Origin of the sequence: Streptomyces sp. NPDC002463, from assembly GCF_042889835.1 — a bacterium.
In the GTDB taxonomy this organism is placed as follows: domain Bacteria; phylum Actinomycetota; class Actinomycetes; order Streptomycetales; family Streptomycetaceae; genus Streptomyces; species Streptomyces nymphaeiformis.
The window spans coordinates 198,771-224,463 of sequence record NZ_JBIARL010000015.1 but is presented as its reverse complement, the minus strand read 5'-3'; the positions used below and the strand labels follow the sequence as shown (position 1 = coordinate 224,463).

Sequence of the window (25,693 nt, the reverse complement as noted above, 5' to 3'; positions counted from 1 at the left end):
CCTCCGTTGCGTACTCACGCTTGTCCCTTCGTCGTCGTCGGGCTGCTGCTCTCTGGCGCTGACGGTGCGGAGTCAGGGCTGAACCACGGCAGGGCCGCGGTCGTCTCGCCGTCCCCCGGAGCGGGGGCGGAAGCGGGTGTACGGGCCGGGGCGCGGCGGCGTCCGCGCGCCGGCGTCCGGGTCCCGCCGGCCCGGGCCCGGCCGGCCCCGGAAGCGGGCCGCGCGCGGTCGACCACGGCCATGCCGATCCGGAACAGAGCGGCCGGCACCACGAGGGCGAGGAGCGCCCAGAAGAGGGTCACGCCCCAGGGGCGGCCGACGCCCCACGGCTGCTCGACGAGGACCTTGCCCGCGTACTTCACGGAGACCTGGTAGTCGCCGTGCGCGCCGGCCGAGAGTTCGGCCGGGAGGCGGATCAGGGCCTTCTTGCCGGGTTCGATCGTGCCGCGCCACTGGCGTTCCTCGTACTGCGGGGCGAAGACGCCGTGGCTGGTGCCGACCTGGAAGACCGGATCCTTGACGGGGGCCGGGCCGAGGTTGCCGACGGTGAAGACGACCTCGCGGCGCGGGGGCGCCCCGAACCAGACGAGGACGCCGCTGGAGCCGTCGAGGCGGACGGCGGCGAGGACGGCGAGGCGGCCGTCGCCGGAGGGCTCGGGGAGCGGGGCCGTGGGGTGCCCGGCGACCGTGAACTCCTTGTCGACGGCGTCCTGTTGCCCGGTGACCCCGGCGATGTGCACGACGCAGGGGCAGGGCTTGGGAGGCTCGGCGACGGGGAGCTTCGTGCTGAAGGCGCCCCGCTTGTCGACGGTGGCCGCCCGGCCCTCGGTGTTGGCGCAGGAGTTGGTGCCGCCGATGACGCCCTTTCCGGGGGCGCCCTGGCCGCAGATCAGGAGCATGAGCAGCGCGCCGGGTTTCCAGCCGCTGCCGCTGACGGTGATCTCGCCGCCCTTGCCGCCCTCCGTCGTCGAGAGCTCGACGACGGGGCCCGGGGCCGCGACCGCCGCGGGGGCGGTGGGCAGCAGGAGGAGGGCGAGGGCGGCGAGGAGGGCGGCGGCCGTACGGATCGTCCTCATGGTGTCGCTCCCGCTCGCTGGGTACGGGCCCTGGCGCGCCGCCGCCGTGCCGCGTACCCGGCGCCGCCCACCGCTGCCAGGAGCAGCCCGGCCGTGCCGGTGAGAGCGGGGCCCGAGGCGAAGGCGGCCTCGGCGCGGGCGGTGGCGGGGGCGGCGCCCGGTGCGGTGGCCGTCAGCCGGACGGTGACGGAGTCGAGGGCGGGCGGGTCGGGCCAGGGTTCGGTCCGGGTGGCCCGCTCGCCGGGGCGGAGGGTGAGCGGCAGGGCGCGGCCGGGCCGGTCGAGGACGGTGCCGAGGAGGCCCTCGGCGCGGACCGCGAGGCTCGGGGCGAGGACCGTGGTGCCGCGGTTGACCAGGGTGTAGCGGACGGTGCCCGCGTCGACGTGGACGTCCTCGACGGTGAGCGCGGCGAGGTGCGGTCCGCTGACCCGTAGCCGCAGGTCGACCCGGACCTCCCGGCCGGCGGCCGTGGCGCGGACGGTGCCGCGGTGTTCGCCGGGTGGGGTGTCGGCGGTGACGGTGACGGCGAAGGGCACGTCGGCGCGGGTCCTGGCGGGCACGCGCACGGTCCGCGCGACGAACGACACCGGGGCGCCGCCCTGGCCGGTCAGGCGCACGGTGAGCGGCGCGGTGCCGGGGTTGGTGACCGACAGGGTGTCCTGGAGGACGCTGCCCGCCGGGCCCTCCAGGTAGGCGTACGGCCGTCCGGCGGCGGGCGCCGCCGTCCAGTCCCGGGCGCCGGGGGGCGCCGCCGCGACCGCGCCGAGGAGGGCGGTCGCGGCGGCCACGAGCCCGGAGCGGGCGGCCGTGCGCCGTCCGAGGCGTGGCGCCGTCCGCATCAGCGCGCCGTGCGCCGCGTGAGCCAGAGGACTCCGGCGGCGCCGGTCAGCAGGACGGTGCCGCCGAGGGTGCCGAGCGCCATGGCGGAGTCGAGCGGGCCGGTCTTGGGCAGCTGGTCGCCGTCGGTGGCGGGCGGCGGGGCGTCGGAGCCCCCCGAGCCGCCGCCGGAGACGCCCGTGACCTCGAGCTCCAGTGACGGCTTGGGGTTGTTCTTCGGGGTGCAGACGGCCGCGTCCATCCCGAGGGCGTGCACGGTGAGGGTGCCCGCCGTGAAGGTGACCTTGCCGTTCTTCTTCGGGGTGAACGTGCCGGTCAGCGTACCGATGCTGATGGGGGTGTCGGGCGGGATCGCGGCCGAGTTCGGCGTCCCGGTGACCTTCACCGTGCCGCTCGCGTCGCCGCCGAGGACGAGCACCGCGCGCGGGGTCATCACACCCTTGGGGAGCTCGACCGGGCTGTCGGAGACGCCCTTCTCGAACGACATGGTGATCGTGTAGCCGCTGCCGCTCTTGACGGCCTTGATGTCGACGGGCGAGACGGCGCTCTTGGGCCCGATCTTCGTCTCGCAGGCGTAGTTGACGTCGACGACGGTCGCCTGCGCGACCGGCGCGCCGGCCAGCACGACCCCGCCCGCCACCGCGGCCGCCGCGGTGAGCGCGGCGGCCGTTCTCCTCCGGTTCGGCACCTTGGACACCCCGAGCACCCCTCACCGCAACGAAACTGACGGTCTTTCAGATCGGCCGCCAAGGTACGCCCGGGGCCCTGAGGAGGGAAGGCAGGGGAACCGGTGAACTTGTGAAAGTCCTAGGCGGGTGCGGCCAGTTCGGCCCAGACCGTCTTGCCGGGGGCTCCCGGGGTGCGGTCGATGCCCCAGTCGAGGCAGAGGCGCTGGACGATGAACATGCCGTGGCCGCCCGGGCGGCCGGAGCGGTGCGGGGTGCGGGGGGCGGGCTGGCCGGCGCCGCGGTCGGTGACTTCGAGGCGCAGCGTCCGGGGCGTCCGCAGGACACGCAGTCGCTCGGGGCCCTCGGCATGCAGGCAGGCGTTGGTGACGAGCTCGGAGACGACGAGCAGGACGTCCTCCGCGGCGGCCCTGCGGTCGGCGGTGGCGGCCGGCAGCCAGCCCCACTCGTGGAGCGCCGTCCGTGTGAAGTCGCGCGCGAGGGGCACGGTGCCGCTGGTCTCGCCGAGGGCGAGCGTACGGACGTCGGAAGCTTGGTCCATCAACGCTTCACCTCACCGATCGGCGGGACAGAGGGGACAGGACGTGCGGGCGGGCCGCGCCGGCGGCACCGCGAGGAGGCGTATGACGCGGGTCTCAGCCGGGGAGTGCTGTGGCGAGCGTCTCGTGGACGGTGAAGACGGCCTCCGCGCCCGTGATGTGGAACACCCGGGCCACCGGGGGCCGCATCGCCACCAGATGGACGCCGCCGCCGGCGGCGTCCGCCCTCAGCCGGGCGCCCAGCAGCACGTTGAGTCCGGTCGAGTCGCAGAACTCCAGGCCCGAGCAGTCGACGACGAGCCGCGCGCGGCCCCCGTCGAGGGCGCCGTCCAGCGGGGTGCGCAGCAGGTCGGCGGTGTGGTGATCGAGCTCACCGACGGGCGTGAGGAGCGTGCTCCCGGCCACGTCGCGGACCTCGACCCGCAGCCGCGCGGGCGGCGCGCTGCCGATGTGTTCGCGGTCCATGGCCGTGCCTCTTCTCGCTCTCGCGGATGCCGACTGACGTGTCCCGAACCCTACTCGCGGCACACCCTCCGATGCACACGAGGTACTTCCCATATCGATACGAAACGGATTATTGCCACTTGCAACTGTCCGGGTCGAACGGGTAGGGCTAGAAGGGAACGTCCGACCCGGCCGGCTTTGGAGGCGCCGCAAACCGCAGCGAGAAGCACCAGAAGGAGACCCATGTCACCCCGGCTCGACGCCCCGCGTACCCCCGACGCGCCGTCGGCAGCGCTCCCCCATCCCCCTCTCGTCGAACTGCCCGACCGGCTGCACGACATACCGCTCGACCGGATCGGACCGGTCGACGCCCGTGCCCTGTCGAAGCAGCTCTTCGCCCGGCTCTCCGAGCTGGAGGAGGGCACCCACGACCACGCGTACGTCCGCAACACCCTGGTCGAACTCAACCTGGCCCTGGTCCGGTTCGCCGCCGCCCGGTTCGGCACGCGCAGCGAACCCATGGAGGACATCGTCCAGGTCGGCACCATCGGCCTCATCAAGGCGATCGACCGCTTCGAACTGACCCGCGGCGTCGAGTTCCCGACCTTCGCGATGCCGACGATCATCGGCGAGATCAAGCGCTTCTTCCGCGACACGTCGTGGTCCGTGCACGTGCCCCGCAGACTCCAGGAGCTCCGGCTCGACCTCGCCAGGGCCGGCGACGCGCTCTCCCAGCGCCTCGACCGCGCCCCGACCGTCGCCGAACTCGCCGAGGAGCTCCGCATCCCGCCGGAGGAGGTCGTCGAGGGCATGGCCGCGAGCAACGCCTACACCGCGACCTCGCTCGACGCGCAGCCCGACGAGGAGGACGGCGCCGGCGGCGAGGCCGCGCTCGCCGACCGGCTCGGCTACGAGGACCACGGTCTGACCGGCATCGAGTACATCGCCTCCCTCAAACCGATGATCGCCTCGCTGCCCGCGCGCGAGCGACAGATCCTCTCCCTGCGCTTCGTCTCCGGCCTCACCCAGTCGGAGATCGGCGCGGAGCTCGGCATCTCGCAGATGCACGTGTCCCGGCTGCTCGCCCGCACGCTCGGGCGGCTGCGGCGGGGGCTGACACTGGAGGAGTGACCTCGCCAAGACGGCTGCGGACAGGGCCCGTTCACGGTCCGACGACCCCGGACGGGCCCTTCCGCACGCCCAAGGAGCGGAAGAAGAGGCCCGGTTGGAGCTCATAGGGCAGGGCAGAACGGCGGACGTGCACGCGCTCGACGAGGCGCGGGTGCTGCGGCGGTACCGGGACGGCGGGGACGCGACCCGGGAGGCGCGGGTGATGACCCGGCTCGCGGACCGGGGCCACCCGGTGCCGGCCGTCCTCCACGCGGAGGGACCGGACCTCGTCATGGAGCGCCCGGCCGGGCCGTCGCTCCTGGACGCGCTGCCGGCAGGGGCGTACGAGCCGGAACCGGCGGGCGAGCTGGTCGCGGACCTCCCGGCCCGGCTGCACGCGCTGCCGGGCGAGGGCGTGGTCCACCTGGACCTGCACCCCGGGAACGTGATCCTCACGGCGGACCGGGGCCCCGTCGTCATCGACTGGCAGACGGCGGAGGAGGGCGTCCCGCCGGGCCTCGACTGCGCCCTGTCGGCGCTGATCCTCGCGGAGGTGGCCGTCTCCCCGGCCCCGTACGCCGAGGGCGCCCGCGCGGGCCTGGCAGCCCTCCTCGCGCACGTGGGCGCCCCGCCCCTCCCCCACCTCCCCACGGCCCGCACCCGCCGCGCGGCGGACCCGAACCTGACGGCGGCGGAGGTCGCGGCACTGGGCGCGGCGGCGGCCCTGGTGGAGTCCCTGGCGGCGGGGAGGGCCTGAGCCGGAGGCGCATATCCGGTGGCCCCCACCCGGGCCCGCCGCTACCGTCGGGCCCCCGACCTCACCCAGGAAAGCGAACCGCCATGAGCACCGGCACCCGCCCGACGACGACCCTGTGGCGTCCCACCGGCCCGGTCGAGCTGGAGCTCGTACGGGAGTCCGGTTGGCGCGCGTGGCCGCCGCGGCTGCCCGAGCAGCCGATCTTCTACCCGGTCCTCAACGAGGAGTACGCGGTGAGGATCGCGCGCGACTGGAACGTGAAGCACGACGGTGCCGGCTTCGTGACCCGCTTCGAGGTCGACACGGAGTTCCTCCGCCGCTACCCGGTCCAGCAGGCGGGCGGCCGCACGATCCTCGAACTGTGGGTACCGGCTGAGGAGTTGGACGAGTTCAACGCGCACATCGTGGGCGGGATCGAGGTCGTCCACGAGTTCCGCTGACAGCGCTCAGGCCGGGAACGTCGCCTGGTGGGCGAGGCGGCGGTCCGCGTCGGCGCCGAGGCGTTCGAGCAGTTCGTCGAGGGCGAGGAACTCCTCCCAGCGAGCTCTGCCGGTCGCCTCGGCCAGCCGGGCCACGACGAGGTCTTCGAGGGCGGGCACCCGCTTGTTCTTCCAGATCTTGTCGGCCGTGCTGACCAGGAGGTCCTCCACGGTCACCCCGGGGTCCGTCCACGTCGCGTGGGTGGCCGCGAAGCGGGCCGATTCCGGGGCGAAGCCGTGCGCCGCGAGGAGTTCCCTGCCCGCCTCCTCGTGCAGGGAGCCGGGGCCGGAGAGCTCCTCGGGGTGCACCACCTTGCCGATGTCGTGGGTCGCCGCCCCGAACAGGACGGCCCCACGGTCGACGGCCAGGTCCGGACAGCGCTCCTCCACCCAGCCGACCAGCTGCCGGGCGACGTCGTGCACCGCGCGCAGGTGGGCGGCCAGGCGCGGTGGCGCGTCGAGGGTGCGGAGGAGGTCCGCCGCCGCCCGCGGGAGCGGGTGGAGCGGCGGGTCCGCGGGATCGTCCAGTGCTCGGGACAGTGCGTCGTCTCGCAGCGGCATCGGGTCAGGCTACGGGCGTTCCCGCCCGGGCGGCGGGCTTCCGGTGATCAGACCGTCCGCACGCCCTTCCGCCAGACCTCCGCCACCAGGGGCACGCCCGGGCGGTAGGCCAGGTGGACGTGGGACGGGGCGTCGAGGACGACGAGGTCCGCGCGGGCGCCGACGCTCAGCCTGCCGACGTCGGTGCGGCGCAGGGCCGCCGCGCCGCCCGCGGTGGCGGACCAGATCGCCTCGTCCGGGGTCATCAGCATGTCCCGTACCGCGAGCGCGATGCAGAACGGCATCGAGGACGTGAAGGACGAGCCCGGGTTGCAGTCCGTGGAGAGGGCGACCGTCACGCCGACGTCGATCAGGCGGCGGGCGTCCGGCCATTCGGCGCGGGTCGAGAACTCCGCACCCGGCAGCAGCGTCGCGACCGTGTCGCCCTGGGCGAGGGCGTCGATGTCGGCGTCCGTCAGGTGGGTGCAGTGGTCGGCGCTCGCCGCGTCCAGCTCGACCGCGAGCTGCACGCCGGGGCCGTACGTCAGCTGGTTGGCGTGGACGCGGGCCTGGAGGCCCTTCGCCTGGCCGGCCTTGAGGATCGCGCGGGCCTGGTCGCCGTCGAACGCGCCCTTCTCGCAGAACACGTCCACCCAGCGGGCGTACGGCGCGCAGGCGTCCAGCATCTCGCCGGTCACCAGCTTCACGTACGCGGCCGGGTCGTCGGCGTAGTCCGGGGACACGATGTGCGCGCCGAGGTACGTCACCTCGTCGGTGTGCTCGGCCGCGATGCGCAGGGCGCGGGCCTCGTCCTCGACGGTCAGGCCGTAGCCGGACTTCGTCTCGAAGGTCGTGGTGCCCTGGCGGAGGGCCTCCCACATGTACTTGGCCACGTTCGCCGAGAGCTCGGCGTCGCTCGCCGCGCGCGTCGCCGCGACGGTCGTGCGGATGCCGCCCGCCTTGTACGGCTGGCCCGACATCCGCGCGTTGAACTCGGCCGTGCGGTCGCCCGCGAAGACGAGGTGCGAGTGGGAGTCGACGAAGCCGGGGATGACGGCGCGGCCGTGGGCGTCGACGGCCTCGTCCGCGGCCGGGGCCTGGGCTGCCGGGCCCGCCCAGACGACCGTCTCGCCCTCCAGGACGAGGGCCGCGTCCTCGATCAGGCCGAGGGGGCCTTGGCCGAGGGTCGGGTCGTTCGTGACCAGGCTGCCGATGTTCGTGATGAGCGTCGTCGTCATCTTGCTCTCCGTGGGGGGCGGATGGTTCGGGTGCGGGCCGGTGGGCCGGTCGGCCCGCCTAGTTCCTGAGCGCGGCGATCGCGGTCGCCAGCGCCTCGCCCACGTCCGGTACGGAGACGTGGGCGCCGTCTCGGACGATCGTCCGGCCGCCCACCACCACGTGGTGGACGTCCGCCGCCGTCGCCGCGAAGACCGCCGTCTCCGCCGCGAGGCGCGGGACCGGGCCGGCCGTGCGGACCGTGTCCAGGGTGATCGTGGTGAAGTCGGCCAGGGCGCCGGTCTCCAGGACGCCCGCGTCCCGCCATCCGAGGGCCGCGTGGCCGTCCGTCGTCGCCGCGCGGAGCAGCGCGGCCGCCGTCCAGTGGCCGCGGGTCCGGGTGCGCAGGCGCTCGTTCAGCTCCATCGCCCGCGCCTCTTCGAGGAGGTCGATGACGGCGTGGCTGTCGCTGCCGAGGGAGAGCGGCGAGCCGGCGCGCTGGAGGGCGACGGCCGGGCCGATGCCGTCGGCGAGGTCGCGTTCGGTCGTCGGGCACATGCAGGTGCCGGTGGTCGACGTGCCGAGGAGCGTGATGTCCTCGTCCGTCAGGTGGGTGTTGTGGACGCCCGTCGTCCGCGCGCCCAGGACGCCGTGTTCCGCGAGGAGCTGGGTCGGCGTCATGCCGTGGGCCGCGAGGCAGGCGTCGTTCTCGGCCGTCTGCTCCGAGAGGTGGACGTGGAGGGGTGCGCTGCGGTCGGCCGCCCACCGGGCCACGGTCGCCAGCTGGTCGGCCGGGACCGCTCGTACGGAGTGGATCGCCGCTCCGATGCGTGCGCCTTCGCGCTCCTTCAGCGCGCTCACCCGCTCCGCCCACTTCTCGGCCGTGCCGTCCGTGAAGCGGAGCTGGTGCTGCTCGGGGGCGGCGCCGAAGCCGGAGGAGAGGTACGCGGTGTCGAGGAGGGTGATGCGGATGCCCGCCTCCCCCGCCGCCGCGATGAGCGCCTCGCCCATCGCGTTGGGGTCGGCGTACGGGCTGCCGCCGGGCGCGTGGTGCAGGTAGTGGAACTCGCCGACGGAGGTGATGCCGGCGAGCGCCATCTCCGCGTACACCGCGCGGGCGAGCGCGAAGTAACTGTCGGGGGTGAGGCGCTGGGCGACGGTGTACATGACCTCGCGCCAGGTCCAGAAGGTGCCGGAGCCGACCTGGACCGTGCCGCGCAGGGCGCGGTGGAACGCATGGCTGTGGGCGTTGGCCAGGCCGGGGATCGTGAGGCCGCGGAGGACGACGGCGCCCGGGGGCGGGACCTCCACCCCCGTGCGTACGGCTCCGATGCGGCCGTCCTCGGTGACCTCCAGGGCCACGCCCGGCTCGACGTTCACGTCGAGCCAGGCGTGTTCCAGCCAGTACGTCGTCAGCGGCACGCCAGCTCCTCCAGTACGTCGGCGAGTGCGAGGACTCCGGCGACGCAGTCGTCCTCGGCGGCGAACTCGGCCGGGGAGTGCGAGACGCCGGTGGGGTTCCGTACGAACAGCATGGCGGTCGGGATCGCTTCGGACAGGATGCCCGCGTCGTGTCCCGCTCCGGTGCCGAGGACCGGCACCTTGCCGGTGGTGCCGAGGATCCTGGAGAGCTCGTCGCGCAGGGCGTGCGAGAAGTCCACGATCGGGGTGAAGGACTCCCGGACGACGGTGAGGTCGATGCCGTGGCGCTCGGCGTAGGCGCGGGCCTCCGCCTCGACGCCCGCGACGACCTTGTCGAGGGAGCTCTGGTCGGCGGCGCGGGCGTCGAGCCAGCCGCGGACCATCGACGGGATGGCGTTGACGCCGTTCGGCTCGACCGCGATCTTGCCGAAGGTGGCGACGGCACCCGCGAGTTCGGCCTCGCGGCGGGCGGCGAGGACGGTCTCGGCGTACGTCAGCATCGGGTCGCGGCGGTCGACCAGGCGGGTGGTGCCCGCGTGGTTGGCCTCGCCGGCGAAGTCGTACCGCCAGCGGCCGTGCGGCCAGATGGAGGAGGCGATGCCGACGGGGTCCCCGGACAGGTCGAGGGCCCGGCCCTGCTCGACGTGGAGCTCGACGAAGGCGCCGATGCGGGCGAGCCGCTCGGGGTCCGCGCCGATCGTCGACGGGTCGTGCCCGGCGGCCTCCATGGCCTGCGGGAGGCTGATGCCGTCGGCGTCGCGGAGCTCGTACGCCTGCTCCTTCGTCAGCCGTCCCGCGGTGAGGCGGGAGCCGACGCAGGCGAGGCCGAAGCGGGCTCCTTCCTCGTCGCCGAAGTTGACGATGGCGAGGGGCCGCTTGAACGAGACGCCGCGGGCGCGGAGTTCGTCGAGGGCGGCGAAGGAGGACACGACGCCGAGGGGGCCGTCGAAGGCGCCGCCGTCGGGGACGGAGTCCAGGTGGGAGCCGGTGACGACGGCGTCGCCGGCCGTGGGGTCGCCGAGCCAGGCCCACTGGTTGCCGTTGCGGTCGGTCTCGACGTCGAGACGGCGGGCCTCGGCCTGCATGCGGAACCAGAGGCGGCAGTCGGCGTCGGCCTGGGTCCAGGCGTAGCGGCGGTAGCCGCCGGAGGCCGCGTTGCGGCCGATTCCGTGGAGGCTGGTCCACATGGCGTGGAACGAGGGGGAGTCCCCCCGCCCCGCCGAGGCGGCCCGGGCGGAGCCGCGGGGCGCCTCGGCGGCGTCGTGGGGCGAGGTCACGCGGAGTCACCCTCGCGCATCGGGACGCGGACGCCCTTCTCGTCGGCGACGCGCTCGGCGATGTCGTAGCCGGCGTCGACGTGACGGATGACGCCCATGCCCGGGTCGTTCGTCAGGACGCGCTGGATCTTCTCGCCGGCGAGCTTGGTGCCGTCGGCGACCGAGACCTGGCCGGCGTGGATGGAGCGGCCCATGCCGACGCCGCCGCCGTGGTGGATGGAGACCCAGGAGGCGCCGGAGGCGACGTTGACCATGGCGTTGAGCAGCGGCCAGTCGGCGATGGCGTCGGAGCCGTCGAGCATGGCCTCGGTCTCGCGGTACGGGGAGGCGACGGAGCCGCAGTCGAGGTGGTCGCGGCCGATCGCGAGCGGGGCCGCGAGGGTGCCGTCGGCGACCATGTCGTTGAACATGGAGCCCGCCTTGTCGCGCTCGCCCTGGCCGAGCCAGCAGATGCGGGCGGGGAGGCCCTGGAAGTGGACGCGCTCGCCGGCCATCTTGATCCAGCGGTGGAGGGACTCGTTCTCCGGGAAGAGGTCGAGGATCGCCTTGTCCGTCTTGGCGATGTCCGAGGCCTCGCCGGAGAGGGCGGCCCAGCGGAACGGGCCCTTGCCCTCGCAGAACAGCGGGCGGATGTACGCCGGGACGAAGCCGGGGAAGGCGAACGCGCGGTCGTAGCCGGCGAGCTGGGCCTCGCCGCGGATCGAGTTGCCGTAGTCGAAGACCTCGGCGCCGGCGTCCATGAAGCCGACCATGGCCTCGACGTGCTTGGCCATCGACTCGCGGGAGCGCTGGGTGAAGCCGGCCGGGTCCTTGGCGGCCGCGTCGGCCATGTCCTCGAAGGCGACGCCGATCGGGAGGTACGACAGCGGGTCGTGGGCCGAGGTCTGGTCGGTCACGATGTCGATCGGGGCGCCCTCGGCGAGCATCTGCGGGAGCAGCTCGGCGGCGTTGCCGAGGAGGCCGATGGAGAGCGGGCGGCGGGCGTCGCGGGCCTCGACGGCGAGCTGGAGCGCGTGGGCGAGGTTGTCGGCCTTGACGTCCAGGTAGCGGTGCTCGATGCGGCGCTCGATGGCGCGCGGGTCGACGTCGATGCAGATGGCGACGCCGTCGTTCATCGTGACGGCGAGGGGCTGGGCGCCGCCCATGCCGCCGAGGCCGGCGGTGAGGGTGATCGTCCCGGCGAGGGTGCCGTTGAACTTCTTCGCGGCGACGGCGGCGAAGGTCTCGTAGGTGCCCTGGAGGATGCCCTGGGTGCCGATGTAGATCCAGGAGCCGGCGGTCATCTGGCCGTACATGGTGAGGCCGAGGTGCTCCAGGCGGCGGAACTCCTCCCAGTTGGCCCAGTCGCCGACGAGGTTGGAGTTGGCGAGGAGGACGCGGGGGGCCCACTCGTGGGTCTGCATGACGCCGACGGGGCGGCCGGACTGGACGAGCATCGTCTCGTCCTGCTTGAGGGTGCGCAGGGTGCGGACCATGGCGTCGAAGGAGCGCCAGTCGCGGGCGGCCTTGCCGGTGCCGCCGTAGACGACGAGCTTGTCGGGGTGCTCGGCGACCTCGGGGTCGAGGTTGTTCTGGAGCATCCGGAGGGCGGCTTCCTGCTGCCATCCCAGGGCGCTCAGTTCCGTACCGCGGGCGGCTCGCACGGGGCGGGGTCCTGACATGGGGGTGCCTCCTCGGAATGTCGTTCAGATATTCACATCTTGGCTCGCTGAATAGTTGTAGTCAACAGGGCGCCCCGGACGGTCGATGGACGAGGATGGGCCGCATGGCCTCCTCACGTCGCGATCTCGCCGTCCGAGCCTCCGTCGATCAAGGACTCCTCTCCCCCGCCGCACCGGTCGTCGCCCTCCTCGACACCGCCGGCATCCGCGCCTCCGCCACCGCCCTGACCAGTGCCTTCGCCGCCGTCACCGACGCACCCGTCCTGCACGCCTTCGCCGTGAAGGCCGCCCCGCTCGTCCCCGTCCTCCGCCTGCTCCACGAGGCCGGGCTCGGCGTCGAGGTCGCGAGCCCCGGCGAGCTCGCCCTCGCCCGCGCGGCCGGCGTCCCGCCCGCGCGGACCGTGCTCGACTCCCCCGCCAAGACCCCGGCCGAGCTCCGCCAGGCCCTCGCGCTCGGGATCGCCGTCAACGCCGACAACCTCCAGGAGCTCGGCAGGATCGACGCCCTCGTCGCCTCCGCGCCCACCGCCTCACCACTCGGCCTCCGGGTGAACCCGCAGGTCGGAGCCGGTTCCATCGGCGCACTCTCGACCGCGACCGCCACCTCCAAGTTCGGCGTGGCGCTCCGCGACGAGGGCGCCCGCAAGACCGTCGTCCAGGCCTACCTGGAGCGGCCGTGGCTGACCCGGCTGCACACCCACACCGGCTCCCAGGGCATCCCGCTGGCCCTCATGGCCCAGGGCGTCGGCGAGGCGTACGCGCTGGCCGAGGAGATCAACCGGGCGGCAGGGCGGCAGCAGATCGACACCCTCGACATCGGCGGCGGCCTGCCCGTGAACTTCACCTCCGACGAGGAGACGCCGACCTACGCCGAGTACGCGCGGCTGCTCGCCGACACCGTCCCCGGACTCTTCGACGGCCGCTACCGGCTCGTCACCGAGTTCGGGCGCTCCCTGCTCGCCAAGCACGGCACGGTCCTCGCCCGCGTGGAGTACACGAAGACCTCCGGCGGCCGCCCGATCGCCGTCACCCACGCGGGCGTGCAGCTGGCCACCCGGACGGTCTACGCCCCCGAGTCCTGGCCGCTGCGCGTCCTCGCGTACGACTCCCAGGGCCGCCCCGGCACCGGGGACGTCACCGTCCAGGACGTCGCCGGCCCCGCCTGCTTCGCCGGGGACCTGCTCGCCGCCGGCCGCGCGCTGCCGCTGCTGCACCCGGGTGACGTCGTCGCGGTCCCGGACACCGGCGCGTACTGCTTCGCCCACCACTACGCGTACAACAGCCTGCCCCGGCCCGGGATCCACGGCTTCGCCGTCGACGGCGACGGCGCGGTCACGTTCACGACCGTCCGCCGGGCCCAGACCCTCGACGAGATCGTCGCCGAGGCGGGCGGGGAACGGGCGGACGCGCTGGTCCGGTAGCGCTTCGGCGGTGACCCGGCTTCGATGGGGCCATGACTGGAACGGGTACGGACACCACCTCCGTCGTGGTCGAGCGCCGGGTCGCCGCCTCCCCCGGGCGGGTCTGGGAGGCCATCACCGACCTGAAGGACATGCCCAGGGTCCTCTCCGGCGTCGACCGGGTGGAAGTGCTCACCGAGGGCGGCTTCGACGTGGGCACGCGCTGGCGCGAGACCCGGCGGATGCTGGGCAAGGAGGCCACGGAGGAGATGACCGTGACCGAGTGCGAGCCGCCCGACCGGTACGTCACGGTCGCCGACTCGCACGGCATGCACTACGCCTCCGAGCTCACCCTCACGCCCGACGGCGCGGGCGCCACCACCCTCCGGATGTCCTTCTCCGCGCGGCCCGCCGACGGCCGCACCCCGGGACTCCTCGCCCGGCTGCTCGCCCGCTTCGGGGCGAAGGCGGTCGCGAAGGCGCTCGCGAAGGACCTGTCCGACATCGCGCGCACGGTGGAGTCGCGCGGCTGATCCGAACCTCATCGGATCAATTCACGTCAGACAGCGGCATGTTCCGATGGAAAATGCCAGAACGCCTCCCCGAGGCCGGAACGTTCAGTAGCGTCACCGTCACTGCCGCACGTTCGCACGACGCATCGGGAGGGGAATCCGCGTGCCCGGAATCGACGAGTGCCTGCTGGAGGCCATGGCCCTGCCCGGGGCCCTGGGGGCCTCCCTGGTCGACTGGACCAGTGGCCTCGCCCTCGGCACGGCGGGCGACTCACCGGTCGGGGACCACGAGACGACGGCCGCCGAGACCGCCGAACTCGCCCGCTCCGCAGCGGAGTTCGACTCCTTCACGACGGAAGGAGGGCCTGCGGGAGGGGATCAGCCCGGCCCGCCCGTCGAGGACCTGATCGTCACCACCCGCGCCGGCTACCACGTCCTCCGCTTCGTCGAGACCTCCTTCGACAGCAGCGTCTTCCTCCACCTCTGGCTCGACCGCGACTCCGGCAACCTCGCCCTCGCCCGGATCCGGCTCCGCGACCTCGCCGAGAGACTGGTCCTCGGATGAGCAGGACGGCCGTCTCCCCGATGCTCGTCCGGCTCGCCGCCGAGAAGGCCACCGGTGCCCTCCTGCGCGACCACGGCACGCTCTACCTCGTCGACGGCCGGGTCGTGCACGCCGAGTCCCCCGCCGCCCCCGGCGTCGACGTCCTCCTCACCACCGGCGGCCGGCTGCCCCGCGAGGGCTGGGACGAGGCCGTCGACCGGGCCGGGGCGCACCGCTCGGTCGGCCGCTTCCTCGTCGACAGCGGCCGCCTGCACGGCGGCGAGCTGGAGATATGCCACCTCGGCGCCGTCTTCGACGCGGCCTTCTTCGCCCTCTCCCCCACCAGCGGGCCGACCCGGTTCCGGTACGGGGTGGGGCACTGGTTCGGGACGGTGCGGCCGGTCTCCGCCGAGGCCGTCGAGCGCGAGACCGTCCGCCGCCGCGAACTCCTCGACGCCGTCTGGCCGTACGCCTCCGTCGACACCGCCCCGGTCGTACCGCGCCCGCCCTCCCCCGGCCAGACCGTGGGGGCGCGGCAGCGCTCGCTGCTCGCCGCCGCCGACGGGGAGCGGACCCCGGCGGAGCTGGCCCGGCTGCTCGGCCGGCCCGCCTTCCACACGCTGCTCGACGTACGGCGGCTCGCCGCCGCCGGGCTCGTCGAGACTCCGCTCGACCCCGTCCCCGTACCGCCGCCGTCGACGCCGTTAGCGGCCCTGCCGGTGGTCGATCCCGACATCGCCCTGCTGCGCCGGCTCCGTGACGCCCTGGAGGCCCTGTGATGAGGCGTGCGCTGCGTATGCGCGCCGAGAGGAGACAGCTCGTGACGGCAGAAGCCGAGGTCCTCGGCGAGCTCAGACGGCTGCGGGCGCGGCTGCCCCAGCTCACCGGAGCGCTGGCGGCCAGCGCCGACGGACTCGTGCTCGCCCACGACACCGTGGACGGCGAGGCGGAGACCGTGGCCGCGCTGACCGCGGCGGCGCTCGGCGTCGGTCAGCGGCTGACCGACAGCACCGGGCAGGGCCGCTTCCGCGAGCTGCTCGTCCGCGGCGAGACGGGCTACGTGGCGACGTACGCGGCGGGCGGTTCGGCCGTCCTGACGCTGCTCGCCGAGCCCCGGATCAACGTGGGGCGGCTCCATCTGGAGGCCCGCAGGTCCAGCGCCCGGATAGGGGAGCTGGTCGACGGCGCGCTGGAACGCAAAGACCTGAACTGACACAGAGTCCCGAACACCCGAGAAGGAAGTACGACACCATGGCGAACACCGAGACCTCCCTCAAGGAAGCGGCCACCATCGAAGGCGCGATCGGCGCGGCCCTCGTCGACTACACCAGCGGCATGGCGCTCGGCACGATCGGCGGCGGCAACGGGCTCGACCTGAACGTGGCCGCGGCAGCCAACACGGACGTCGTCCGGGCCAAGGTCCGCGCGATGGAGCTCCTCGGGCTCAACGAGGAGATCGAGGACATCCTGATCACCCTCGGCAGCCAGTACCACCTGCTCCGGCTGCTCAAGGGGCGCGGCAACGCCGGCCTCTTCCTCTACCTGGCGCTCGACAAGAGCCGCGCGAACCTGGCGATGGCCCGCCACCAGCTGAAGAAGATCGAGGCGGATCTGGAGGTCTGACCGGCCCTTGGGGTCACTCCACGAACAGGCCCCGGGACGCCGCCCTCGTGTCGAACTCCTCCAGGCGCGCCTGCGCGTCGGGGAGTTCGTCGGCCATGGCCTCCAGGAGGACCCGGCCGAGGAGCATCGGCGCGCAGGCGGTGTCGAAGGCGAGGCCGGTGCCGACGGCGGCCGGGATCAGCAGGTCGCTGTGGGCGGCGACGGGCGCGAACACCGACTCGGCGACGGTCACGACCGTGAGCCCGGCCTTCCGCGCGTACTCCAGGGCCTCGACGACCTCCCGGGGGTGCCGGGGCAGCGCGAAGCAGAGCAGGGCCGTGGCCCCGGCCCGTACGGCGGCGTCGATGCGGTCCGTGAGCATCGAGCCGCCCTCGTCGAGGAGCCGGACGTCCGGGTGCACCTTGCCGGCGAAGTAGGCGAAGCCCCTCGCCTGCGAGGAGGCGGCCCGCAGCCCGAGGACGGGCAGCGGCCGGGACCCGGCGAGGAGCCGTCCCGCCCGCTCGACGGGTGCGGGGTCGGCGAGGGCTCCGGCGAGGTGCCGGAGGTTCTCGATCTCGGCGAGGACGGCCTGCTGGTACTCGTTGAGGCCCGAGTTCTCCTCGGCGGCCGCGGGCATGCTCTCCCGGAGGTGCTTGCGGAGCGCCGGGTAGCCGTCGAAGCCGAGGGCGACGGCGAAGCGGGTGACGGACGGCTGGCTGACCCCGGCGAGCTCGGCGAGCTCGACGCTGGACAGGAACGGCACGTCGCCGGCGCGCCGCACCATGCAGTGCGCGATCCGCCGCTGCGTCGGCGTGAGCCGGTGCCCCTCGAACAGCGCCTGCAGCCGACCGGCCGGGCTGTCGCTCATGCCGCCCCCTTCCACTTATTCACACGCGAAGCTCTTGCATAAGGATATGCACACGGAGTCGCGCGCGGCAGGGGCCGGCCGGAGGGTGAGATGGACGCGGGGACCGCCGCACCCCCGTCACCGGGGGGCGGGACGACGGCGGTCCCCGCGAGGGACACGGGCCCGGGTCAGGGCCGGTCTCCGCGTCCGCGACGTCTCAGGAGCCCGGGAGCCGCTCCGGAAGTCCGTGACGTCGACGGGCACCAATGTGCCGGACGCGTGTTAAGCAGGTGCTGCGGGTACGTGTCGCCCTCGTACCGTTTGCGCGAACTGCTCTCCGGCTACTTCGTGCCGCCGTTGGCCAGGAAGGCCAGCAGGTCCTGACGGCTCACGACACCGGTCGGCTTGCCCTCGACCAGGACGATCGCCGCGTCGGAGGACTCGCCGAGGACGGACATCAGGTCGGCGACCGGCTCGCCCGAGCCGACCTGCGGCAGCGGCGCGCTCATGTGCTGCTCCAGCGGGTCCTCCAGGGAGGCCTTCTTGGTGAAGAGGTGGTCGAGGAGCTCGCGCTCGACGACCGAGCCGACGACCTCGGCGGCCATGACGTCGGGGTGGCCGGCGCCGGGCTTCACGATGGGCATCTGGGAGACGCCGTACTCGCGGAGCACCTCGATGGCCTGGCCGACGGTCTCGTCCGGGTGCATGTGGACGAGCGAGGGCATGCCGCCCTCCTTGTGGCGCAGGACGTCGGCGACGGTGGCGGTGGTGGTGTCCTCGAGGAAGCCGTGGCCGGCCATCCACTCGTCGCTGAAGATCTTCGACATGTAGCCGCGGCCGGAGTCCGGCAGCAGCACCACGACGACGTCGTCGGGGCCGAGGTCCTTGGCGACCTCCAGGGCCGCGACGACCGCCATGCCGCAGGAGCCGCCGACGAGGAGGCCCTCCTCCTTGGCGAGGCGGCGGGTCATCTGGAAGGAGTCCTTGTCGGACACGGCGACGATCCGGTCGGTGACGTTCCGGTCGTAGGCGGTGGGCCAGAAGTCCTCGCCGACGCCCTCGACCAGGTACGGACGGCCGGAACCGCCCGAGTAGACCGAGCCCTCCGGGTCCGCGCCGATGACCTTCACCTTCCCGCCGCTGACCTCCTTGAGGTAGTTGCCGGTGCCGGAGATGGTGCCGCCGGTGCCGACGCCCGCGACGAAGTGGGTGATCTTCCCGTCCGTCTGCTCCCAGAGCTCGGGGCCGGTCGTCTCGTAGTGCGAGCGCGGGTTGTTCGGGTTCGAGTACTGGTCGGGCTTCCAGGCGCCCGGCGTCTCGCGGACGAGGCGGTCCGAGACGTTGTAGTACGAGTCGGGGTGCTCGGGGTCGACGGCCGTGGGGCAGACCACGACCTCGGCGCCGTAGGCCCGCAGCACGTTGATCTTGTCGAGCGACACCTTGTCCGGGCAGACGAAGATGCACTTGTAGCCCTTCTGCTGGGCCACGATCGCCAGGCCGACGCCGGTGTTGCCGGACGTGGGCTCGACAATGGTGCCGCCGGGCTTGAGCTCGCCGCTCGCCTCGGCCGCCTCGATCATGCGCACGGCGATCCGGTCCTTGACCGAGCCGCCGGGGTTGAAGTACTCGACCTTGGCCAGAACGGTCGCCTGAATGCCCGCTGTGACGTTGTTGAGCTTCACCAGCGGGGTGTTGCCGACGAGGCTGATCATCGAGTCGTGGAATTGCACCGTAATCTCCGGGGTCTCCGTAATGGTGTGGCCAGCGTATGCGTAGTCGGGACGGCTTACGGGGCAGTTAGACCCTGAACGGCTTGAAGGAGGTGACGGCCCCCATGTCGAGGGCGAGGGTGGCGCGGCGGATCGCGGCGGGTGCGGCGTACGGCGGCGGGAGCATCGGGCTCATCGGTGTGGCGGCGGTGGGGGTCCTCCTGGCCGAGGCGCAGCTGGCCAAGCGCACGGTCTACGGGGCGCCGGCACCGCTGCCGCCGGTGGCGGACGGCCTCTACGGCCGCGCCTTCGGCACGGAGGACCCGCTGCGGCTGGCCCTTCTGGGTGATTCCACGGCGGCGGGCCAGGGGGTCCGCCGCACGGGTCAGACACCGGGCGCGCTGCTCGCCTCCGGGCTCGCGGCGGTCGCCGAGCGTCCGGTGGTCCTGCGGAACGTGGCGCTCTCGGGGGCGCGCTCGGACGACCTGGAGCGCCAGGTCTCGCTGCTGCTCGCGCAGCCGCTCGGGCCGCCGGACGTCTGCGTGATCATGATCGGCGCGAACGACGTGACGCACCGGCTCGCGCCGACGGAGTCCGTGCGGCTGCTCGCCTCGGCCGTACGGCGGCTGCGGACGGCGGGCGCGGAGGTGGTGGTCGGGACCTGCCCGGACCTGGGCACGATCGAGCCGGTCTACCAGCCGCTGCGCTGGCTGGCCCGGCGGGCCTCGCGGCAGCTGGCTGCGGCGCAGACGATCGTGGTGGTGGAGCAGGGGGGCCGGACGGTGTCCCTGGGCGACCTCCTCGGGCCCGAGTTCGCGGCGAACCCGCGCGAGATGTTCGGGATCGACAGCTTCCACCCCTCGGCGGAGGGGTACGCGACGGCGGCGATGGCGATCCTGCCGACGCTGTGCGCCGCGCTGGGCGTCTGGCCGGAAACGGACCGCCTGGAGCCGGCGCGGCACGAGAACATGCTGCCGGTGGCGAAGGCGGCGGCGGAGGCGGCCAGCGAGGCGGGCACGGAGGTCACGGCCGCCCGTGCCCCGTGGGCCCTCCTGAAGCACCGGCGCCGCCGCCGGCTCCCGGCCGCGGAGACTCCGACCCCGGCTCCGGAGGACGCGGCCCAGGCGTGACCCCGTTGTGGGCATGCGTGCCGCCGGAACACGACGGACGGCGCCCTTGCCGGCGCCGGAGGCTCCCGAGCCTGGACCCGCACCCCTCGGGCGCGGCACTCTTGTGGTGCGGGCCCAGCCAGGCGCGGAACGCGGAGGCGTCACCGAGGGCGCCGTCCGGTGTGCCCGTCCTCCCCCGAGCTCTCGGCTTCGCTCGAGCAGGGGGACCCCCTCGCCCCAGCGGGACGATTGCCCACACGGGGTCCCGCCACTGAGCGCCCGCTTAGAAAAGAGGCCCGCATCACATACCGTCCCCGGTGACCCTGGCGGTACGTACGGGTAACTTCCCTTTCTGTCCGCCCACTCCGCACCCTCATGGAGCCGTGATGCCCGAAGCCGTGATCGTCTCGACCGCCCGTTCGCCCATCGGCCGGGCCTTCAAGGGCTCCCTGAAGGACCTGCGGCCGGACGACCTCACCGCCACGATCATCCAGGCCGCGCTCGCCAAGGTCCCGGAGCTGGACCCGCGGGACATCGACGACCTGATGCTCGGCTGCGGCCTCCCCGGCGGCGAGCAGGGCAACAACCTGGGCCGGATCGTCGCCGTGCAGATGGGCATGGACCACCTGCCGGGCTGCACGATCACCCGCTACTGCTCCTCCTCGCTGCAGACCTCCCGCATGGCCATGCACGCGATCAAGGCGGGCGAGGGCGACGTCTTCATCTCGGCCGGTGTCGAGATGGTGTCCCGCTTCGTGAAGGGCAACTCGGACTCCCTCCCGGACACGCACAACCCGCTCTTCGCCGACGCCGAGGCCCGTACCGCCGCCGTCGCCGCCTCCGAGGGCTCCACCTGGCACGACCCGCGCGAGGACGGCCTCGTCCCCGACGCGTACATCGCGATGGGCCAGACCGCGGAGAACCTGGCCCGCTGGAAGGGCATCAGCCGCCAGGAGATGGACGAGTTCGGCGTGCGCTCGCAGAACCTCGCCGAGCAGGCCATCAAGAACGGCTTCTGGGAGCGCGAGATCACCCCGGTGACGCTCCCCGACGGCACCGTCGTCTCCACGGACGACGGCCCGCGCGCCGGCGTCACCCTGGAGGGCGTCTCCGGCCTCAAGCCGGTCTTCCGCCCCGACGGCCTCGTCACCGCCGGCAACTGCTGCCCGCTGAACGACGGCGCCGCCGCGCTCGTGATCATGTCCGACACCAAGGCCCGCGAGCTCGGCCTGACCCCGCTGGCCCGGATCGTCTCCACCGGCGTCTCCGGCCTCTCCCCCGAGATCATGGGCCTCGGCCCGGTCGAGGCCTCGAAGCAGGCCCTCAAGCGCGCCGGCCTGACCATCGGCGACATCGACCTCGCCGAGATCAACGAGGCCTTCGCCGCCCAGGTCATCCCGTCCTACCAGGACCTGGGCCTGGACCTGGACAAGGTGAACGTCAACGGTGGCGCCATCGCCGTCGGCCACCCCTTCGGCATGACCGGCGCCCGCATCACCGGCACGCTGATCAACAGCCTCCAGTTCCACGACAAGCAGTTCGGCCTGGAGACCATGTGCGTCGGCGGCGGCCAGGGCATGGCGATGGTCATCGAGCGACTGAGCTGATCTCCCGCCTGAGCTGACGCCCCGCTCTCCACGGGCCGAGCGCGTCAACCGCACCGCGTCCGAGCCGTGACCGAATCTCCCCCAGGATGTGACCTACATCCCGGGGGAGTTCGTTTTCCCAGGTCAGAGCCGTTCCGGGACTAAACGCCTGGCAGAAATACCTGTCCAATTCGTGACGTAATGCACTGACAGCGGGCACCACCCCGGGACAAGCTGATGTAGGAAGTCGGGGGATCGACTCGGAATCGGGAGTACGTCAGTGAGCGCCATGTCTCTTGCCCTGCTGCTGACCACGGCCGCCGCCACGGCCGTGGGCGCTGCTGCCCTGCACGCCGTCCACGGTCTCCGCAAGGAGGTCACCGCCCTGCGGGGCGAGCTGGCCGCCGGTCACGGCGGGACGGTTCCGGCGGCCCGCACCTCGCCCGCCGCGGAGATACGGGCCGCGGTCGCCGAGGCGCTGGCCGAGGAGCGGGAGCGCGAGCTCGCCGAGGCGCGTGCCTTCTGGGCCGCGCAGGAGGCCCGTGACGCGGCCGACGCCCCGTCGCTGCTCGGCGGTCTGGGCGGCCCGGCGGACGAGGGCACCTTCTTCGTGCCGCGCCAGGCCGACTTCGTGGGCCTGGAGGCGATGGCCCTGGAGGCCATGGAGGCGGAGGCCGCGGCGCTCGACGGCCCGGACACCCTCGACGCCTTCGACGAGTACCCGGAGGACTCGGCGGAGCTGGCCGCGGCCCGACGCCGGCACCCCTCGCACCCGGACTTCGTGCCGGTGCAGACGCCCGTGGTCACCGACCACGAGCGGACGGTGGCCCGCCTGGAGGAGCTCGCGGACACCCGTACCGCCCTCACGGACGTGCGCCCGGGCCCGCTCGGCACCCTCGACGTGTACGTCTTCGCGGACGGCACCACGCTCTGCATGACCCCCGGCCACCGCGAGACCGCCGAGCGCCTCGCCGAGGCCCTGCGCGCGGGCCGCACCCCGGTGCTGCTCGGCGGCTCGGGCGTCTCGGGCGCCTTCGCCCTGACCTTCTCGTACGGCGACACGGACGAGGAGAACGTCTACATCCTCGCGGACCGCGTGATCGCCTCCCTGTAGGAGCGGGTCAGATCCCCGAGCGCTCCGCCGCCTCCCGTACCAGCCTCACGGCCTCGTCCAGCTCCTCCTCGCGGGAGCCGGCCGGGGCCGTTCGCAGGATCTCGGCCAGATCGTTCCCGGCGACGATGAGCTGGTCGCCCACCGTGAACAGGCCCGCCTCCGGCATGGTCCTCGGCTCCCGGTCCGGGTCCTCGGCGTGCTGGGCGCGCACCGCCAACTCCCGGGCGAGGGCCAGCCCTTCGGCCGCCGCGCCCTGCCGGAGGCGGCTCTGCGGGGCGGCCCGCAGCCGGTCGGCGAACCGCTCGACGGCGGCGGTCAGTTCACTCGTATCGCGCACTCCGCGACCCTACGCGCCCGCCCGGCCCCCTTGCCAACAGGCGAAGGCTTCGGCACGGTGACGGGAAGGAGTACGAGGAGCAACACACGGTACGAAGCGTCCGGAGGCGCCGATGTCCCACACCTTCTCCGAAGAGACCCACCGCAATCTGCTGGCCCGGATCCCGCGCCGCACCGGTCGCGAGATCGCCGACTGGATGCGCACCGTCGAGGAGGGCCCCTCCCTCCTCCGCTTCGAGGAGCGCGTCAGCTGGCTCCGCGGGGCGCACGAGCTGACGTACGGCCACGCCAAGGCGATCATCCACGAGTACGACCTGCGGCGGGCGGCGCGCAGACTGCTCTGAGCACCGCCCCCGCGCCCGCCCTCGCCGTCACTTCACATGGCGGCCGAGGAAGTCGCGGACGAGCGCGGCGATCTCCTCGCCGTGCGTCTCCAGGGCGAAGTGTCCGGCGTCCAGGAGGTGGATCTCGGCGTCGGGCAGGTCCCGGGCGAAGGCCTCCGCACCGGCCGGCCCGAAGATCTCGTCACCGCGCCCCCAGGCCGCGAGCAGCGGCGGCCGGTGGGTGCGGAAGTACTCCTGGAAGGCCGGGTAGCCGTCCAGGTTGAACTGGTAGTCCCAGAAGAGCTGGAGCTGGATCTCCTTGTTGCCGGGCCGGTCGAGGCCGGCCTGGTCCAGGGTCCACGCCTCGGGGCCGATCCGGTCGAGCCGGTCGGCGGGCACGCCGTGGGTGTACTGCCAGCGGGTGGCCTCGGCGGTCAGCAGCTCCCGTACGGCCGGCTCGTTCGCCGCCCGGTCCCGAGCGTGGGCGAAGAGCACGTCCCAGAAGGGTGTGAAGCCCTCCAGGTAGGCGTTGCCGCTCTGGCTGACGATCGCGGTGACGCGCTCGGGGTGCCGGGAGGCGATCCGCAGGCCGATCGGCGCGCCGTAGTCCTGGATGTAGAGCGCGAACCTCTCGACGCCCAGCCGGTCGAGGAGGCCGAGGGTGATCTCGGTGAGCTTCTCGAAGCCGTACGCGAAGTCCTCGACGGCCGGTGCGGCGGAGGCGCCGAAGCCGATGTGGTCCGGTGCGATCAGGTGGTACGCGTCGGCGAGCTCGGCGATGAGCCCCCGGTACATGTGCGAGCTGGACGGGAAGCCGTGCAGCAGGACGAGGGTGGGGTTCGCCGGGTCGCCGGCCTCCCGGTAGAAGACGTCGAGCCCGTCGACGGTGACGGTGCGGGCGCGCAGGGCGAATGCGGACATGACTGACTCCCCGCTTCCGGTTCTCCGGTCGAGAGAACGATCGTTCTCCCGATGCCCTGTAGAGTAGGAGAACGATGGTTCTCCACGCAAGGGGTGATCGGACGATGGACGCGGAAACCGCCGAGCTGAAACTGCTCGACACCGCGGAGCGGCTCTTCGACGAGCGGGGGGTGCAGGCCGTCGGCATGGACGCCATCCGCACCGCGTCGGGGGTCTCCCTGAAGCGGCTCTACCAGGTCTTCCCGTCCAAGGAGCTGCTCGTCGAGGCCGTCCTGCGGCGCCGCGACGAGGCCGTGCGGGCAGCGCTCACCGGCCATGGCGAGCGGGTCGCCGACGGGCCGTACGAGCGGGCGCTCGCGGTCTTCGACTGGCTGGCCGGCTGGTTCGCGGAGCCCGGGTTCCGCGGCTGCGCGTTCATCAACACCTTCGGGGAGCTCGGCGGGGTCACCCCGTCGGTCGCCGCGATCGCCCGCGACCACAAGGCGGCCCTGCGGGCGTACTTCGCCGAGCAGACGGACGCCCTCGGCGCCCCGCCCGTCCTCGCCGACCAGCTGGCCCTGCTCGCCAACGGCGCCATGGCCGTCGCCGGCATCACCGGCTCCCCCGAACCGGCCGCCCAGGCGAAGGCGGCCGCCCGCGTCCTCCTGGACGCCCGCTAGACACGCGGAAGGGCCCGCCCGGCACGAAGCCGGACGGGCCCTTCCCCCGAGTCACGGGATGCGTCAGTCGTCGCCCTGAAGGATCGACAGCAGGCGCAGCATCTCCAGGTAGATCCACACCAGGGTCATGGTGAGACCGAAGGCGGCCAGCCAGGCCTCCTCGCGCGGCGCGCCGTAGGTGATGCCGTCCTCGACCTGCTTGAAGTCGAGGGCGAGGAACAGGGCGCCGAGGACGACGCCGACGATGCCGAAGACGATGCCGAGGCCACCGCTGCGGAAGCCGAGGCCGTCACCGCCCGCGAAGACCGAGAACAGCAGGTTGACGGCCATGAGCAGCACGAAGCCCATCGCGGCCGCCATCACGAAGCCGTAGAAACGGCGCGTGACGCGGATCCAGCCCAGCTTGTAGGCGATGAGGACGGCGGCGAAGACCGACATCGTGCCCAGGACCGCCTGGATGACCACGCCGTCCGCGATGTACGTCGAGACGGCGGCCGAGATGACGCCGAGGAAGACGCCCTCGAAGGCCGCGTAGGCCAGGATCAGCGCGGGCGACGGCTTGCGCTTGAAGGACTGGATCAGCGACAGGACCATCGCGACCAGGCCGGCGCCGATGGCGATGCCGTAGGACTTGCCGAGGTTCGCCGGGTCGACCGGCAGCAGCAGCCAGGACAGGACGGCGGTGAGCACGACCGTGCCGAGCGTCATGGCCGTACGGCTCACGACGTCGTCGATCGTCATCACGTTGCCGCGGGCCTGCTGCGGGGCGCCGAGCTGGACGTCCTGCGGGGCGTACGGGTTGGTGGCGTACGGGTTCGTCGCACCCTGGGCGTACGGGTTGCCCTGGGCGTACGGGTCGGTTCCGACGGCGGGGCCCCCGGCCTGCGGCTGCTGCGCGTTGAAGCCCGCGTAGCCGGCGTCGCGGCTGAACCCCCGTCGCGAGAAGACCGGGTTGCTGCTCCTCATCTCACTCCTCCATGGCAAGACC

The 25,693-nt window shown here is 73.2% G+C and carries 29 protein-coding genes; 14 read left to right on the top strand and 15 right to left on the bottom strand.

The features are described from left to right. Positions 1-14: 14 nt before the first annotated feature. From ACFYX3_RS28870 to ACFYX3_RS28850, 5 genes are all read right to left on the bottom strand, one after another. Positions 15-1,076 (bottom strand): hypothetical protein, encoded by a 1,062-nt coding sequence (locus ACFYX3_RS28870; protein ID WP_389019204.1) that lies wholly within the window; start codon positions 1,074-1,076, stop codon positions 15-17. Continuing rightward, entirely contained in the window at positions 1,073-1,915 is an 843-nt protein-coding gene (locus ACFYX3_RS28865; RefSeq protein ID WP_389019201.1) for a hypothetical protein, read from the bottom strand. The genes ACFYX3_RS28870 and ACFYX3_RS28865 overlap by 4 nt, the downstream gene beginning before the upstream one ends. Next, the gene (locus tag ACFYX3_RS28860) at positions 1,915-2,601 is read right to left on the bottom strand and encodes a peptidase (protein WP_389019250.1); all 687 of its coding nucleotides are present in this window, start codon (positions 2,599-2,601) and stop codon (positions 1,915-1,917) included. The genes ACFYX3_RS28865 and ACFYX3_RS28860 overlap by 1 nt, the downstream gene beginning before the upstream one ends. Positions 2,602-2,720: 119 nt before the next feature. Continuing rightward, positions 2,721-3,140 carry an ATP-binding protein gene (locus ACFYX3_RS28855; protein ID WP_116160640.1) on the bottom strand — a complete coding sequence of 140 codons (420 nt, stop codon included), beginning with the start codon at positions 3,138-3,140 and terminating at the stop codon, positions 2,721-2,723. 94 nt (positions 3,141-3,234) lie between these two features. After that, the gene (locus ACFYX3_RS28850; RefSeq protein WP_376594380.1) at positions 3,235-3,603 is read right to left on the bottom strand and encodes an STAS domain-containing protein; all 369 of its coding nucleotides are present in this window, start codon (positions 3,601-3,603) and stop codon (positions 3,235-3,237) included. Positions 3,604-3,825: 222 nt separating this feature from the next. Here ACFYX3_RS28850 and ACFYX3_RS28845 point away from each other — a divergent pair, with 222 nt between their 5' ends. From ACFYX3_RS28845 to ACFYX3_RS28835, 3 genes are all read left to right on the top strand, one after another. After that, entirely contained in the window at positions 3,826-4,713 is an 888-nt protein-coding gene (locus ACFYX3_RS28845; protein WP_382659656.1) for an RNA polymerase sigma factor SigF, read from the top strand. 94 nt (positions 4,714-4,807) lie between these two features. After that, positions 4,808-5,449: a phosphotransferase gene (locus ACFYX3_RS28840; protein WP_389019195.1), complete on the top strand. Its 642-nt coding sequence runs from the start codon at positions 4,808-4,810 to the stop codon at positions 5,447-5,449. A gap of 83 nt (positions 5,450-5,532) precedes the next feature. Continuing rightward, the gene (locus tag ACFYX3_RS28835; RefSeq protein WP_389019192.1) at positions 5,533-5,889 is read left to right on the top strand and encodes a hypothetical protein; all 357 of its coding nucleotides are present in this window, start codon (positions 5,533-5,535) and stop codon (positions 5,887-5,889) included. A 6-nt stretch (positions 5,890-5,895) separates the two neighbouring features. Here ACFYX3_RS28835 and ACFYX3_RS28830 read toward each other — a convergent pair whose 3' ends face one another. The 5 genes from ACFYX3_RS28830 to hutU all read right to left on the bottom strand — a co-directional run bounded on the left by ACFYX3_RS28830 (position 5,896) and on the right by hutU (position 12,043). Next, the gene (locus tag ACFYX3_RS28830; protein ID WP_389019190.1) at positions 5,896-6,489 is read right to left on the bottom strand and encodes an HD domain-containing protein; all 594 of its coding nucleotides are present in this window, start codon (positions 6,487-6,489) and stop codon (positions 5,896-5,898) included. Between the two features lie 47 nt (positions 6,490-6,536). After that, the gene (hutI, locus tag ACFYX3_RS28825) at positions 6,537-7,706 is read right to left on the bottom strand and encodes an imidazolonepropionase (protein WP_389019187.1); all 1,170 of its coding nucleotides are present in this window, start codon (positions 7,704-7,706) and stop codon (positions 6,537-6,539) included. A 58-nt stretch (positions 7,707-7,764) separates the two neighbouring features. Continuing rightward, a complete protein-coding gene (locus ACFYX3_RS28820; protein ID WP_389019184.1) occupies positions 7,765-9,105 on the bottom strand; it encodes a formimidoylglutamate deiminase in 1,341 nt (446 codons plus the stop codon). Further along, positions 9,096-10,292 carry an allantoate amidohydrolase gene (locus tag ACFYX3_RS28815; RefSeq protein ID WP_116165497.1) on the bottom strand — a complete coding sequence of 399 codons (1,197 nt, stop codon included), beginning with the start codon at positions 10,290-10,292 and terminating at the stop codon, positions 9,096-9,098. The genes ACFYX3_RS28820 and ACFYX3_RS28815 overlap by 10 nt, the downstream gene beginning before the upstream one ends. An 86-nt stretch (positions 10,293-10,378) precedes the next feature. Next, a complete protein-coding gene (gene hutU, locus ACFYX3_RS28810; protein ID WP_389019181.1) occupies positions 10,379-12,043 on the bottom strand; it encodes a urocanate hydratase in 1,665 nt (554 codons plus the stop codon). Positions 12,044-12,138: 95 nt separating this feature from the next. On the opposite strand from hutU, the gene ACFYX3_RS28805 reads away from it, so the two are divergent. The 6 genes from ACFYX3_RS28805 (at position 12,139) to ACFYX3_RS28780 (ending at position 16,122) form a co-directional block, all read left to right on the top strand. After that, positions 12,139-13,464: a diaminopimelate decarboxylase gene (locus tag ACFYX3_RS28805; protein ID WP_389019177.1), complete on the top strand. Its 1,326-nt coding sequence runs from the start codon at positions 12,139-12,141 to the stop codon at positions 13,462-13,464. A 32-nt stretch (positions 13,465-13,496) separates the two neighbouring features. After that, complete coding sequence (locus tag ACFYX3_RS28800; protein ID WP_389019174.1) at positions 13,497-13,976, top strand: SRPBCC family protein; 480 nt, start codon at positions 13,497-13,499, stop codon at positions 13,974-13,976. Between the two features lie 142 nt (positions 13,977-14,118). Continuing rightward, positions 14,119-14,520 (top strand): hypothetical protein, encoded by a 402-nt coding sequence (locus ACFYX3_RS28795; protein ID WP_389019171.1) that lies wholly within the window; start codon positions 14,119-14,121, stop codon positions 14,518-14,520. Then, a complete protein-coding gene (locus tag ACFYX3_RS28790) occupies positions 14,517-15,278 on the top strand; it encodes a transcriptional regulator (protein WP_389019168.1) in 762 nt (253 codons plus the stop codon). Before ACFYX3_RS28795 ends, ACFYX3_RS28790 begins: the two co-directional genes overlap by 4 nt. Continuing rightward, positions 15,278-15,712 carry a roadblock/LC7 domain-containing protein gene (locus ACFYX3_RS28785; protein WP_389019165.1) on the top strand — a complete coding sequence of 145 codons (435 nt, stop codon included), beginning with the start codon at positions 15,278-15,280 and terminating at the stop codon, positions 15,710-15,712. Before ACFYX3_RS28790 ends, ACFYX3_RS28785 begins: the two co-directional genes overlap by 1 nt. Positions 15,713-15,750: 38 nt before the next feature. Continuing rightward, on the top strand, positions 15,751-16,122 hold the full coding sequence (locus tag ACFYX3_RS28780; RefSeq protein ID WP_382659674.1) for a hypothetical protein: 372 nt from the start codon (positions 15,751-15,753) through the stop codon (positions 16,120-16,122). A 13-nt stretch (positions 16,123-16,135) separates the two neighbouring features. Here ACFYX3_RS28780 and ACFYX3_RS28775 read toward each other — a convergent pair whose 3' ends face one another. Both ACFYX3_RS28775 and ACFYX3_RS28770 read right to left on the bottom strand, forming a co-directional pair. Beyond that, positions 16,136-16,969 (bottom strand): MurR/RpiR family transcriptional regulator, encoded by an 834-nt coding sequence (locus tag ACFYX3_RS28775; protein ID WP_352026072.1) that lies wholly within the window; start codon positions 16,967-16,969, stop codon positions 16,136-16,138. A gap of 320 nt (positions 16,970-17,289) precedes the next feature. Then, the gene (locus ACFYX3_RS28770; protein WP_382659677.1) at positions 17,290-18,678 is read right to left on the bottom strand and encodes a cystathionine beta-synthase; all 1,389 of its coding nucleotides are present in this window, start codon (positions 18,676-18,678) and stop codon (positions 17,290-17,292) included. Between the two features lie 104 nt (positions 18,679-18,782). On the opposite strand from ACFYX3_RS28770, the gene ACFYX3_RS28765 reads away from it, so the two are divergent. The 3 genes from ACFYX3_RS28765 to ACFYX3_RS28755 all read left to right on the top strand — a co-directional run bounded on the left by ACFYX3_RS28765 (position 18,783) and on the right by ACFYX3_RS28755 (position 22,466). Then, positions 18,783-19,787, top strand: coding sequence for an SGNH/GDSL hydrolase family protein (locus ACFYX3_RS28765; RefSeq protein ID WP_389019161.1), 1,005 nt, complete (start codon positions 18,783-18,785; stop codon positions 19,785-19,787). Positions 19,788-20,152: 365 nt separating this feature from the next. Further along, positions 20,153-21,373: an acetyl-CoA C-acetyltransferase gene (locus ACFYX3_RS28760; protein WP_382659680.1), complete on the top strand. Its 1,221-nt coding sequence runs from the start codon at positions 20,153-20,155 to the stop codon at positions 21,371-21,373. Positions 21,374-21,632: 259 nt separating this feature from the next. Then, positions 21,633-22,466, top strand: coding sequence for a hypothetical protein (locus ACFYX3_RS28755; protein ID WP_389019156.1), 834 nt, complete (start codon positions 21,633-21,635; stop codon positions 22,464-22,466). A 7-nt stretch (positions 22,467-22,473) separates the two neighbouring features. Here the strand turns inward: ACFYX3_RS28755 and ACFYX3_RS28750 are convergent, their stop codons facing one another. Next, positions 22,474-22,803, bottom strand: coding sequence for a hypothetical protein (locus ACFYX3_RS28750; protein ID WP_389019152.1), 330 nt, complete (start codon positions 22,801-22,803; stop codon positions 22,474-22,476). A 112-nt stretch (positions 22,804-22,915) separates the two neighbouring features. Between ACFYX3_RS28750 and ACFYX3_RS28745 the strand changes: the two genes are divergently transcribed. Beyond that, the gene (locus ACFYX3_RS28745; RefSeq protein ID WP_382659684.1) at positions 22,916-23,146 is read left to right on the top strand and encodes a DUF4287 domain-containing protein; all 231 of its coding nucleotides are present in this window, start codon (positions 22,916-22,918) and stop codon (positions 23,144-23,146) included. A 27-nt stretch (positions 23,147-23,173) separates the two neighbouring features. Here the strand turns inward: ACFYX3_RS28745 and ACFYX3_RS28740 are convergent, their stop codons facing one another. Then, positions 23,174-24,046, bottom strand: a complete 873-nt coding sequence (locus tag ACFYX3_RS28740; RefSeq protein ID WP_382659686.1) for an alpha/beta fold hydrolase — start codon at positions 24,044-24,046, stop codon at positions 23,174-23,176. A gap of 104 nt (positions 24,047-24,150) precedes the next feature. On the opposite strand from ACFYX3_RS28740, the gene ACFYX3_RS28735 reads away from it, so the two are divergent. After that, a complete protein-coding gene (locus ACFYX3_RS28735; protein ID WP_389019147.1) occupies positions 24,151-24,705 on the top strand; it encodes a TetR/AcrR family transcriptional regulator in 555 nt (184 codons plus the stop codon). Between the two features lie 63 nt (positions 24,706-24,768). Here ACFYX3_RS28735 and ACFYX3_RS28730 read toward each other — a convergent pair whose 3' ends face one another. After that, positions 24,769-25,671, bottom strand: a complete 903-nt coding sequence (locus tag ACFYX3_RS28730) for a Bax inhibitor-1/YccA family protein (RefSeq protein WP_376594399.1) — start codon at positions 25,669-25,671, stop codon at positions 24,769-24,771. Positions 25,672-25,693 lie beyond the last annotated feature (22 nt).

What these genes read in the sequence shown, in the direction of transcription:
- ACFYX3_RS28760 (WP_382659680.1), top strand. Translation starts at nt 20,153, where the DNA reads ATGCCCGAAGCCGTGATCGTCTCGACCGCCCGTTCGCCCATCGGCCGG.
- ACFYX3_RS28815 (WP_116165497.1), bottom strand. Translation starts at nt 10,292, where the DNA reads ATGTGGACCAGCCTCCACGGAATCGGCCGCAACGCGGCCTCCGGCGGC.
- ACFYX3_RS28785 (WP_389019165.1), top strand. Translation starts at nt 15,278, where the DNA reads ATGAGGCGTGCGCTGCGTATGCGCGCCGAGAGGAGACAGCTCGTGACG.
- ACFYX3_RS28745 (WP_382659684.1), top strand. Translation starts at nt 22,916, where the DNA reads ATGTCCCACACCTTCTCCGAAGAGACCCACCGCAATCTGCTGGCCCGG.
- ACFYX3_RS28735 (WP_389019147.1), top strand. Translation starts at nt 24,151, where the DNA reads ATGGACGCGGAAACCGCCGAGCTGAAACTGCTCGACACCGCGGAGCGG.
- ACFYX3_RS28850 (WP_376594380.1), bottom strand. Translation starts at nt 3,603, where the DNA reads ATGGACCGCGAACACATCGGCAGCGCGCCGCCCGCGCGGCTGCGGGTC.
- ACFYX3_RS28870 (WP_389019204.1), bottom strand. Translation starts at nt 1,076, where the DNA reads ATGAGGACGATCCGTACGGCCGCCGCCCTCCTCGCCGCCCTCGCCCTC.
- ACFYX3_RS28845 (WP_382659656.1), top strand. Translation starts at nt 3,826, where the DNA reads ATGTCACCCCGGCTCGACGCCCCGCGTACCCCCGACGCGCCGTCGGCA.
- ACFYX3_RS28780 (WP_382659674.1), top strand. Translation starts at nt 15,751, where the DNA reads ATGGCGAACACCGAGACCTCCCTCAAGGAAGCGGCCACCATCGAAGGC.
- hutI (WP_389019187.1), bottom strand. Translation starts at nt 7,706, where the DNA reads ATGACGACGACGCTCATCACGAACATCGGCAGCCTGGTCACGAACGAC.
- ACFYX3_RS28800 (WP_389019174.1), top strand. Translation starts at nt 13,497, where the DNA reads ATGACTGGAACGGGTACGGACACCACCTCCGTCGTGGTCGAGCGCCGG.
- ACFYX3_RS28775 (WP_352026072.1), bottom strand. Translation starts at nt 16,969, where the DNA reads ATGAGCGACAGCCCGGCCGGTCGGCTGCAGGCGCTGTTCGAGGGGCAC.
- hutU (WP_389019181.1), bottom strand. Translation starts at nt 12,043, where the DNA reads ATGTCAGGACCCCGCCCCGTGCGAGCCGCCCGCGGTACGGAACTGAGC.
- ACFYX3_RS28855 (WP_116160640.1), bottom strand. Translation starts at nt 3,140, where the DNA reads ATGGACCAAGCTTCCGACGTCCGTACGCTCGCCCTCGGCGAGACCAGC.
- ACFYX3_RS28805 (WP_389019177.1), top strand. Translation starts at nt 12,139, where the DNA reads ATGGGCCGCATGGCCTCCTCACGTCGCGATCTCGCCGTCCGAGCCTCC.
- ACFYX3_RS28730 (WP_376594399.1), bottom strand. Translation starts at nt 25,671, where the DNA reads ATGAGGAGCAGCAACCCGGTCTTCTCGCGACGGGGGTTCAGCCGCGAC.
- ACFYX3_RS28740 (WP_382659686.1), bottom strand. Translation starts at nt 24,046, where the DNA reads ATGTCCGCATTCGCCCTGCGCGCCCGCACCGTCACCGTCGACGGGCTC.
- ACFYX3_RS28830 (WP_389019190.1), bottom strand. Translation starts at nt 6,489, where the DNA reads ATGCCGCTGCGAGACGACGCACTGTCCCGAGCACTGGACGATCCCGCG.
- ACFYX3_RS28865 (WP_389019201.1), bottom strand. Translation starts at nt 1,915, where the DNA reads ATGCGGACGGCGCCACGCCTCGGACGGCGCACGGCCGCCCGCTCCGGG.
- ACFYX3_RS28790 (WP_389019168.1), top strand. Translation starts at nt 14,517, where the DNA reads ATGAGCAGGACGGCCGTCTCCCCGATGCTCGTCCGGCTCGCCGCCGAG.
- ACFYX3_RS28835 (WP_389019192.1), top strand. Translation starts at nt 5,533, where the DNA reads ATGAGCACCGGCACCCGCCCGACGACGACCCTGTGGCGTCCCACCGGC.
- ACFYX3_RS28765 (WP_389019161.1), top strand. Translation starts at nt 18,783, where the DNA reads ATGTCGAGGGCGAGGGTGGCGCGGCGGATCGCGGCGGGTGCGGCGTAC.